This window comes from Kitasatospora sp. NPDC004799 (assembly GCF_040609095.1).
GTDB lineage: Bacteria > Actinomycetota > Actinomycetes > Streptomycetales > Streptomycetaceae > Kitasatospora.
The window spans coordinates 1-9,660 of sequence record NZ_JBEXJK010000314.1; the positions used below are offsets into that span (position 1 = coordinate 1).

The window sequence follows — 9,660 nt, forward strand, 5'->3', positions numbered from 1 at the left end:
GTGCAGGCCGGGTCGTGCAGTTGCCCGGGCGCGGGGGTGAGCCGCCCGGGGTCGTACGCGGTACTGCTTCCGCCACCCTCCGCAACCTGGTGCTCGCCGCCGCCGGCGGGCCGGAGCGGCTGACCGCCGCCGCCGACCTGGCGGTGCGGGTCGCCGGGTACGACGGGTACCCGGTGGTGTACCCGCGCCGGATCGAGCTGGTCCGGGCCGGGGAGGGCTGGCGGGTCGAGCGCGAGGAGAGCGCGAGCGGGCCGCCCGCGCCGTGGGACTTCGGGCCGCTCCGGTCGGCGCCGGGCGCGCACTGCCTGGTGCTCGGGCCGGCCGCCGGCCCCGACCCGGCCGAGCTGGCCGCGGTGGCGGACCGGGCGGTGCCCGCCGTCACCGAGGTCTGGGGCGGCGCCTGGCCGGGCCGGCTGCTGCTGGAACGGCCCGCCACCGAGGAACAGTTCGCCCGGCTGCTGGAGGGCGACCCGGACGGCTGGACGGGCATGGCGGCGGTCACCGTGGCCGCCCCCGGCGCGCCCTGGCACACCCCGGCGGACCGGGTGCTGGTCAACCCGGAGGCGTACGGACGGCTCAGCGACTTCGGCCGCCAGGTGGTGATCACCCACGAGGCCACCCACGTCGCGACCCGGGCCGACACCCGGGGCTGGACCCCGCTGTGGCTCTCCGAGGGCGTCGCCGACTGGACCGCCTACCGCGACTCCGGCCGCAGCCCGCAGCAGACGGCCCCCGAGCTGGCCCGGGACGTCGCCGCCGGGCGGCTGCCCACCGCGCTGCCCGCCGACCGGGACTTCGCCGCCGGGGCCGCCGGCATCGCCCAGGCCTACGAGCAGTCCTGGCTGGCCTGCGAGCTGATCGCCCGCACCCACGGGGCGGCCCGGCTGGTCGCCCTCTACCGGGCGGTCGGCGCGGCCGACGGGCAGGGCGAGGACCGGGAGCGGTGGACCGACCGGCTGATGCGCCGCGAGCTGGGCGTCGGGCTGGAGGAGTTCACCCGGCTCTGGCTGGAGCGGGTGGCTGCGCTGGCGGGCTGACCAGCCGTCGGACGCTGATCGCCCGACAGGCGCTGATCGCCCGACGGGCCGAAAGGCCGACTGGAGGCCTGCTCAGCGCCGCTGCTGGGCCGGGGCGCCCGGGCGGTCGATGCCGTCCAGCAGGTCCTGCTCGTAGGCGATGCCCGGGCGCACCGGGTAGCCCGCGGCCGGCAGCGCGGCGGGCTCGCGGTCCAGCACCACGGTCGGCGGCAGCGGCGCCTCGCCGCGGGTGGAGCGCCAGAGCCGGACGCAGGAGAGCAGGGCCGCGGCGAGCAGCAGCAGGTTGCGCGCGGTCAGGACGGCGACCGCCGCCGGGTCGCTGGCCAGGACCTGGGTGAACATGGTCGGGAACTCGACCAGGGTGAGCGGGCAGGCGAGCAGGATCAGCACCGCCACCGGCCGCTGGCTGCTGTTGCGCACGGTCAGGCAGACCGCCGCGACGCCGATCAGCCAGACCAGGTACTGCGGGCTGATCACCCGGCTGGTCACCACGAAGATCAGCAGCGCGCAGAGCGCCGCGTCGTACATGGTGGCCGCGCTGCGCCGCTTGGAGGTGTAGCGCCACAGCAGCAGCCAGGCGAACCCGATCAGGGTGCCGGCCATCATCACCTTGCTGATCACGCTGACCCACGGCCCCAGCATCTCGGGGGAGCCGTAGTTCATGGTGACCTTGCCGTCCCAGCCGTCCGCGATCCGGGCGAAGTGCAGCGGCAGCGCGCCGAGCGACTCGACCTCGATGCCGCGGTCCTTCTGGAAGGCCAGGAAGTCGAAGGCGCCGTTCATCCCGGCCGCCAGCAGGAAGCCGATCGAGACGGCGGTGGCCCCGGCCAGCGTCCAGGAGCGGCGGGTGCGGCGGCCGGAGGGGGTGCCGATCAGGCCGAGCAGCGGCCAGATCTTGACGATGCCGCCCAGGCCCAGCAGCAGCCCGCCGACCGCCGGGCGGCGGATCAGCGCCAGCAGGCCGGCCAGGGCGACCGCGGTGACGATGACGTCGAAGCGGTTGTAGATCATCGGGCCGAGCAGCGGGACGCCCACCACCCAGAGCCAGGCGCCGGTCAGCGCCCGGCCCCGGCGCAGGCCGGTGCGCACCAGCAGCGCGGCCGCGGCGGCGTCGGCGATCCCGCAGATCACCCAGAACGAGACCAGGTACGACCAGGGCAGCAGGCCCGGCAGCAGGATCACCAGGGCGGCGCCCGGCGGGTACTGCCAGGTCACGTCGTCGAACGGGAAGGTGCCGGTCTGGAGCACGCCGTGCCAGGCGTGGTAGATCATCCAGACGTCCGCCGTGACGTCGCCGCCGGGCGCCTTCAGCACGCCCGTCGCCAGCAGTACCAGCAGGGCGCGGGTGGCGACCCAGGTGGCGGCGAGCGCGGCGAGCGCCCCGAGCGGGCGGCCGAGGCGGCCGCGCGAAGAACCGGGCTCGGTGGCCGGGGCCAATTCCACTGCGCTCCCTCGTTCGTCTCGGACGTCCCCACCGGAGGCGTCGTACCGACGGACGCCCGGGCCGCGTCTGGACGACGGCCTAGGTACTAGGACTGACCCGGGGGTCAAACGGTTGCCGTGCGCGGTTCCGTTCCCGGCGGGTCATGGTGTTGACCTATCGTACGGATCACCCAGCGGTACACCGCGCACCCCCCGACCGAGCGAGCCGTGGCCTGATGCACAGAACCTTGATCGTCACCAATGACTTCCCGCCCCGCCCCGGTGGCATCCAGGCCTTCGTGCACAACATGGCCGTCCGTCAGCCCGCAGGCAGCGTGGTGGTGTACGCCTCGACCTGGCGTGACGGCAGCGAGGTGGCCCGCTTCGACGCCGAGCAGCCGTTCCCGGTGATCCGGGACCGGACGAAGGTGATGGTTCCCACACCCCGGGTCACCCGGCGGGCCGCCGAGATCCTGCGGGCGGAGAAGTGCGACTCGGTCTGGTTCGGCGCCGCCGCCCCGCTCGGGCTGATGGCGCCGACGCTGCGCCGGGCCGGGGCCGGGCGGCTGCTCGGCATGACCCACGGGCACGAGGCGGCCTGGGCCCAGCTGCCGGTCTCCCGGCAGCTGCTGCGCCGGATCGGCGCGGGCACCGACGTGCTGACCTACCTGGGCGAGTACACCCGCTCCCGGATCGCCGCCGCGGTCGGGCCGCAGGCCGCGGCCCGGATGGTCCAGCTGCCGCCGGGCGTGGACGAGACGACTTTCCACCCGGCGTCCGGGGGCGCGGAGGTGCGCCGGCGGCTCGGGCTGGCGGACCGGCCGGTGGTGGTCTGCGTCTCCCGGCTGGTGCCGCGCAAGGGCCAGGACACCCTGATCGAGGCGATGCCGCAGATCCTCGCCGACGTGCCGGACGCGGTGCTGCTGATCGTCGGCGGCGGCCCGTACCGGGCGGACCTGGAGAAGCTCGCGGACGCCACGGGCGTACGGGACTCGGTGCGGTTCACCGGCTCGGTGCCGTGGGAGGAGCTGCCCGCCCACTACGGGGCCGGGGACGTCTTCGCGATGCCGTGCCGCACCCGGCGCGGGGGGCTGGACGTCGAGGGCCTGGGCATCGTCTACCTGGAGGCCTCGGCGACCGGCCTGCCGGTGGTCGCGGGGGACTCCGGCGGCGCGCCGGACGCCGTGCTGGAGGGCGAGACCGGGTACGTGGTGCCCGGCGGCTCGGCCCCGGCGGCGGCCGAGCGGATCGTCCGGCTGCTGCGCGACGAGGAGCTGCGGCGGCGGATGGGCGAGGCCGGGCGGCGCTGGGTGGAGCGCTCCTGGCGCTGGGACCTGCTGGCCGGGCGGCTGACCTCGCTGCTGGCGGCGTAGCGGGTACGGCGAAGGGCCCCGGGAACGCCCCGGGGCCCTTCGCCGCACCGGCGGGGGGACTACTTCTGGTAGATCGCCTCGATGTCGGCGGCGTAGTCCTTCAGGACGACGTTGCGCTTGAGCTTGAGCGAGGGCGTCAGGTGGCCGCTCTCCTCGGAGAACTCGGTGTCCAGCAGCCGGAACTTCTTGACCGCCTCGGCGTGCGAGACGGCCGCGTTGCCGTCGTCCACCGCGGTCTGGAGGGCGGCCAGCAGGTCCGGGTCCTCGGCGAGGTCGGCGACGGTGGCGCCGGCGGGCTTGCCGTTGAGCTCCTTCCACTTGGGGAAGAAGTCCGGGTCGACGGTGATCAGGCAGGCGATGAAGGGCTTGCGGTCGCCGACCACCATGACCTCGCCGACCAGGGCGTGGGCCCGGATCCGGTCCTCGATGACGGCGGGGGCGACGTTCTTGCCGCCGGCCGTGACGATGATCTCCTTCTTGCGGCCGGTGATGGTCAGGTAGCCGTCGGAGTCCAGCGAGCCGATGTCGCCGGTGGCGATCCAGCCGTCCCTGAGGGTGTCGGCGGTGGCCTGGGGGTTGTTCCAGTAGCCGGTGAAGACGTGCGGGCCCTTGAAGAAGACCTCGCCGTCGTCGGCGATCCGCACGGAGGAGCCGGGTACCGGCTGGCCGACCGTACCGATCTTCTGCTTGTCCCACGGGTTGAAGGTGGTGGCCGCGCAGGTCTCCGTCAGGCCATAGCCCTCCAGGACGGTGAAGCCGATGCCCCGGTAGAAGTGGCCCAGGCGCTCGCCGAGCGGGGCGCCGCCGGAGATGGCGTGGGTGGCCCGGCCGCCGAGGGCGGCGCGCAGCTTGCTGTAGACCAGCTTGTCGAAGACCGCGTGCTTGAGCCGCAGCACCAGCCCGGGGCCGCCGGCGTCCAGCGCCCGGCTGTAGGCGATCGCGGTCTCGGCGGCCTTGTCGAAGATCTTGCCCTTGCCGTCGGCCTGGGCCTTGGCGCGGGCGGTGTTGTAGACCTTCTCGAACACTCTGGGCACGCCCAGGACCAGGGTCGGCTTGAAGGAGGCCAGCTCGGCGGTGACGTTCCGGACGTCGGAGACGTGGCCGAGCTTGATCGGGGCCATCGCCGGGCAGATCTCGACGATCCGGGCGAACACGTGGGCCAGCGGCAGGAAGAGCAGGACGGAGCTCTCACCGGTGCGGAACAGCGGGGCCAGGCGCTTGATGACGTTGCCGCACTCGGCCAGGAAGTTGCCGTGCGTCAGCTGACAGCCCTTGGGGCGGCCGGTGGTGCCCGAGGTGTAGACGATGGTGGCGACGTCGTCGGGGCCGGCGATCCGGCGCCGCTCGTGGATCGTCGCGTCCGGGACGTCCTGCCCGGCCGTGGCCAGCGCGGCGATCGCCCCGCCCTCGATCTGCCAGGTGTGCTTCAGCTCCGGCAGCCGGTCGCGGACCTCGCCGACCACCGCGACGTGCTGGTCGGTCTCGGTGATCACGGCGACCGCGCCGGAGTTGCCGAGGATCCACTCGACCTGCTCGGCGGAGGAGGTCTCGTACACCGGCACGGTGATCGCGCCGGCCGTCCAGATCGCGAAGTCCAGCAGCGTCCACTCGTACCGGGTGCGGGACATGACGGCCACCCGGTCGCCCGGCTCGACGCCCGAGGCGATCAGGCCCTTGGCGGTGGCGTGCACCTCGGCCAGGAACTGGACCGACGTCAAGTCCTGCCACTGGCCGTCGACCTTGCGGCTGAGCACGGCGACGTCCGGGTGCTCCTCGGCGTTCCGGTGCACCGGGTCGGCGAGGTTGCCGCCGCTCGGTACCTGATAGAGGGCCGGAAGGCTGAAGTCGAGCAAGACTGCTCCTCGTTCGCGACGCTGCGGGACGGCAGGACGTTACTGCCCGGTAGGCAGCTTCGACCAGAGGGGTCGGCTCCGGTGTTCGAAGTGTCACACCCGGCCGGGTCCGACCAGGCCGTGACCGGGTCGTTCGAATGGCACCCTACGGCAGCGCAGAGCGACCGGCCGGTAACTTGCCGGGGCGGGGATTCGCCCGCTCGCCCGGATTCCTGCTCGGGGCGGGGATTCGCCCGCTCGCCCGGATTCCTGCTTGAGGCGGGGCTCGCCCGCTCGCCCGGATCCTGCTCGGGGCGGGGTGCCGCCTGCCGCTGATTGCCTGCCCGCCGGTCGCAGCCCGCGTCGCCGGTCGCGATAGCCTGCTCCGGGCGGACCCGGGCCGAGCGCGCCCCGGCCGGACCGGCAGGCAGAGGGACGAGGCGGAGGGCCATTCCATGGCGGAGCACACCAGGTCGAGCATCACCATCGACGCGACCCCGGCCACGGTCATGGCCGTGATCGCCGACTTCGCCGCCTACCCGGCCTGGACCGGCGAGGTCAAGGAGATCGAGGTCCTGGAGACCGGCGCCGACGGCCGCGCCGCCGAGGTCCGGCTGCTGCTCGACGCCGGCGCCATCCGCGACGAGCACGTCCTCGCCTACACCTGGGACGGCGACCGCGAGGTCTCCTGGACCCTCGTCCGCAGCCAGATGCTCCGCTCGCTGGACGGCTCCTACGCCCTCGCCCCGCTGGCCGGCGGCCGCACCGAGGTGACCTACCAGCTCGCCGTGGACGTCAAGATCCCGATGCTCGGCATGATCAAGCGCAAGGCCGAGAAGGTCATCATCGACCGCGCCCTGGCCGGTCTGAAGAAGCGCGTCGAAGGCTGACACGACCGAACGGGGGCCGGACGGCATGACGGCGACACGCACCATCCTGGTCAGCGGCGACGCTGGCGCACCCACGGTGGCCGCCGCCACCGCCCTGCACGCGGCCCGGCGCGGCCACCGCACCTGGCTGCTGGCCGCCGATGACCCGCACCGGGCCCTGGACTCCGCCCTCGGCACCCGGCTGGAGCCCGAACCGCTCCGCTACGCACCGGGCCTGACCGTCTCCCGGATCGACGAGCAGGCCGCCTTCCGCTACGCCGTCGGAGAGCTCACCGGCCGGCTCAAGCCCGCCCTCGACCTGCTCGGCGCCGAACAGCTCGACCCCGAGGAGCTCACCGCCCTCCCCGGCATCGCCCGGCTCGCCCTGCTGCGCGCCCTGCCCGCCGCCGACCACGACGTCCTGGTCGTGCTCGCCCCGCCGCCCGCCGAGCTGATCGCCACCCTCGCCCTGCCCGAACAGCTCGCCCGCTACCTGGACCGGCTCGTCCCCGAGCAGCGGCAGGCCGCCCGGGCGCTGCGCCCGCTGCTGGCCGGGCTGGCCGGCGTCCCGATGCCCGCCGACTGGCTGTACGAGGGCCGCACCAAGGCCGCCGCGGCGCTCGCCGAGTCCCGGGCCGCGATCACCGACCCCGGTACCAGCGTCCGGCTGGTCGTCCCGGCCGACGGCCACCCGTACCGGGAGCTGCGCCGGATCCGGGCCGGGCTCGCGCTGCACGGGCACCGGCCGGACGCCGTGGTGGTGCACGGCGCGCTGCCCGGGACCGCCGCCTCCTCGCCCGACCCCTGGCTGGCCGCCCTGGCCCGCCGCCGGGAGGAGGAGCTGACCGGGCTCGCCGCCGAGACCGACGCCCCGGTGCTGGTCACCGGCCTGGCCGACGTCACCCTGGAGGCCGTCGCCGACCGGCTCTACGGGGACGGGGAGGGGCCCGAGCGGCTCGCCCCCGAGCCCTGGCCGGTCGAGGACCGGCTCGCCGAGGACGGCCTGCTGGTCTGGCACCTGGACCTGCCCGGCGCCGACCGCTCCGAGCTGGACCTGGTCCGCCGGGGCGACGACCTGGTGGTCGGGCTCGGCACCCACCGCCGGGTGCTCACCCTGCCGTCCGCGCTGCGCCGCTGCACGGTGGCCGGGGCCGGGCTGCACGACGGGGTGCTCTCGGTGCGGTTCGCGCCCGACCCGGCGCTCTGGCCGCGGGGCTGACGGGGGCTCGGCGGCGGTCCGGCCGGGGGCCGGCGGGGGTTCAGCCGGGGTCCGGCCGGGGCTCGGTGCCTTTCCGGGCCGCCCGGCCGGTCGGGTAGCGTCGGGCCGGAGGGCCGCGGGGTGCGGCCACGGCCGAGGAGGCGCCCGCGATGACCAGCACCGACGACCGCACCGAGCCCGGCGCCCGACCCGGCGGCGGGCAGGACGGCCCGGGGAGCCCGTTCGGACCGGAGCTGGGCCCGCTGGTGGACGAGGTGCGCCGGTTCGCCGGTGCGCTCGGCGAGAAGGCCCAGGAGGCGAGCGCCACCACCCTGATCACCCTGTCCGGGCTGGCCGACCGGCTGCGCACCCAGCAGCCGGAGGTCTACTCCCACCTCGCCGCCGCCGGTACCGGGCTGGCCGCCGCGGGCGCCGAGCTGCTGGCCGCCTACCGCGCCGCCGTGGCCGGGCACGAGAGCCGCTGGACCGCCGGGCCGGGCGCGCCGAGCGAGAAGATCGACCTCGACCTCGACCTGGACGCCGACGAGGCTGACAGCCCGTCCGCCAAGCAGTGAAACCGTAACTTTCGGAGGGTGATCGCGCTGCTCTCGTACGTCACGAAGGAGGAGATTAGATACGACTTTTGAAGCATCCCGGCCCGTCTACCCCAGGATTGTCTTCGGATAATGTATGCGAGGCTGTGTACGGGGGCCGGGTTGGACGGTAGCGTTCCGTCCAGCGGAACGAGTGAATAGCTGAGGGACACATGGCTCTGACCATCGGCGTCGATGTCGGCGGGACCAAGATCGCGGCAGGCGTGGTCGACGAGACGGGCGCGATCCTGGCCCGGACCAGGGTGCCCACCCCGGCCGATCCGCAGTGGGCGGTCGACGCCATCGCGCAGGCCGTGCGCGAGCTCAAGGATCAGCACCCCGGCGTCGAGGCGGTGGGCGTCGGCGCCCCCGGCTTCGTCGACAGCAACCGCTCGACGGTGATCTTCGCCCCCAACATCGACTGGGAGAACGAGCCGCTGCGCGGGCGGGTCGAGGAGCTCACCGGCCTGCCCACCGTCGTCGAGAACGACGCCAACTGCGCGGCCTGGGCCGAGTTCCGCTTCGGCGCGGCCGAGGCGCACGACGACATGGTGCTGATCACCGTCGGCACCGGCATCGGCGGCGGCATCGTCCTGGACGGCCGGCTGCACCGCGGCCGCTTCGGCGTGGCCGGCGAGATCGGCCACCTCAACATGGTCCCCGACGGCCTGCAGTGCGGCTGCGGCGGCAAGGGCTGCTGGGAGCAGTACGGCTCCGGCCGCGCGCTGCGCCGCTACGGCCGGGAGAAGGCCGCCGCCGATCCGCAGCGCGGCCGCCGGATGCTGGAGCTCAACGACGGCGTGGCCGAGACCATCCGCGGCATCCACATCACCGAGGCCGCCGAGGCGGGCGACCCGCTCGCCCTGGAGTGCTACGCGGAGCTGGCCGACTGGCTGGGCCGCGGCATGGCCGACCTCGCCGCGCTGTTCGACCCGGGCGTCTTCGTGCTCGGCGGCGGCGTCTCCGACTCCGGCCGGCTGCTGCTCGACCCGGTCGCCAAGGCCTTCGAGCACTACCTGACCGGCGGGGTGCACCGCCCGCGCGCCGAGGTCGTGCTGGCCTCGATGGGCTCCGCCGCCGGCATCGTCGGCGCGGCGGACCTCGCCCGCGTGCCGTAACCGCCCCACCCCTCAGAGCCCGCCGGCGGCGGTGCGACCGGGCCCCGACCATCCCGGACGCACCGCCGCCGTCGCACGTCCCGGCCCGGCCGCGTACGGTCGGATCGATCGGGTGACCGTACAGGGCGTGTCTGACGATTCGCGTTGGATCAGTGAGCGGCGTTGGGGTGCGTGCATCGCAAGGCGGAGGAGGGAGCCACTGCGGAGCATTGGCGACC

General features: G+C 74.6%; 8 protein-coding genes. 6 read left to right on the plus strand and 2 right to left on the minus strand.

The annotated features are described in order from the left end of the window. Positions 1–1,037, plus strand: a 1,037-nt coding sequence (locus ABZW03_RS30095) for a hypothetical protein (RefSeq protein ID WP_355265097.1), incomplete at its 5' end; no start/stop codon positions are given. A gap of 72 nt (positions 1,038–1,109) precedes the next feature. Here the strand turns inward: ABZW03_RS30095 and ABZW03_RS30100 are convergent. Next, positions 1,110–2,480, minus strand: a complete 1,371-nt coding sequence (locus tag ABZW03_RS30100; protein WP_355265100.1) for a glycosyltransferase 87 family protein — start codon at positions 2,478–2,480, stop codon at positions 1,110–1,112. A gap of 215 nt (positions 2,481–2,695) precedes the next feature. Here ABZW03_RS30100 and ABZW03_RS30105 point away from each other — a divergent pair, with 215 nt between their 5' ends. Further along, positions 2,696–3,832, plus strand: a complete 1,137-nt coding sequence (locus ABZW03_RS30105; protein WP_355265103.1) for a glycosyltransferase family 4 protein — start codon at positions 2,696–2,698, stop codon at positions 3,830–3,832. A gap of 59 nt (positions 3,833–3,891) precedes the next feature. Here ABZW03_RS30105 and ABZW03_RS30110 read toward each other — a convergent pair whose 3' ends face one another. After that, positions 3,892–5,685, minus strand: a complete 1,794-nt coding sequence (locus tag ABZW03_RS30110) for an AMP-dependent synthetase/ligase (RefSeq protein ID WP_355265106.1) — start codon at positions 5,683–5,685, stop codon at positions 3,892–3,894. A 434-nt stretch (positions 5,686–6,119) separates the two neighbouring features. Between ABZW03_RS30110 and ABZW03_RS30115 the strand changes: the two genes are divergently transcribed. The 4 genes from ABZW03_RS30115 (at position 6,120) to ABZW03_RS30130 (ending at position 9,442) form a co-directional block, all read left to right on the plus strand. Continuing rightward, positions 6,120–6,554, plus strand: a complete 435-nt coding sequence (locus tag ABZW03_RS30115) for an SRPBCC family protein (protein WP_355265109.1) — start codon at positions 6,120–6,122, stop codon at positions 6,552–6,554. Between the two features lie 25 nt (positions 6,555–6,579). Next, positions 6,580–7,752 carry an ArsA-related P-loop ATPase gene (locus ABZW03_RS30120; protein WP_355265112.1) on the plus strand — a complete coding sequence of 391 codons (1,173 nt, stop codon included), beginning with the start codon at positions 6,580–6,582 and terminating at the stop codon, positions 7,750–7,752. 149 nt (positions 7,753–7,901) lie between these two features. Beyond that, positions 7,902–8,306: a DUF5304 family protein gene (locus tag ABZW03_RS30125; protein WP_355265115.1), complete on the plus strand. Its 405-nt coding sequence runs from the start codon at positions 7,902–7,904 to the stop codon at positions 8,304–8,306. A gap of 191 nt (positions 8,307–8,497) precedes the next feature. Continuing rightward, entirely contained in the window at positions 8,498–9,442 is a 945-nt protein-coding gene (locus ABZW03_RS30130) for an ROK family glucokinase (protein ID WP_355265118.1), read from the plus strand. Positions 9,443–9,660: the final 218 nt, after the last annotated feature.

Coding starts and splice junctions, on each gene's coding strand:
- ABZW03_RS30105 (WP_355265103.1), top strand. CDS start 2,696: ATGCACAGAACCTTGATCGTCACCAATGACTTCCCGCCCCGCCCCGGT.
- ABZW03_RS30115 (WP_355265109.1), top strand. CDS start 6,120: ATGGCGGAGCACACCAGGTCGAGCATCACCATCGACGCGACCCCGGCC.
- ABZW03_RS30120 (WP_355265112.1), top strand. CDS start 6,580: ATGACGGCGACACGCACCATCCTGGTCAGCGGCGACGCTGGCGCACCC.
- ABZW03_RS30125 (WP_355265115.1), top strand. CDS start 7,902: ATGACCAGCACCGACGACCGCACCGAGCCCGGCGCCCGACCCGGCGGC.
- ABZW03_RS30130 (WP_355265118.1), top strand. CDS start 8,498: ATGGCTCTGACCATCGGCGTCGATGTCGGCGGGACCAAGATCGCGGCA.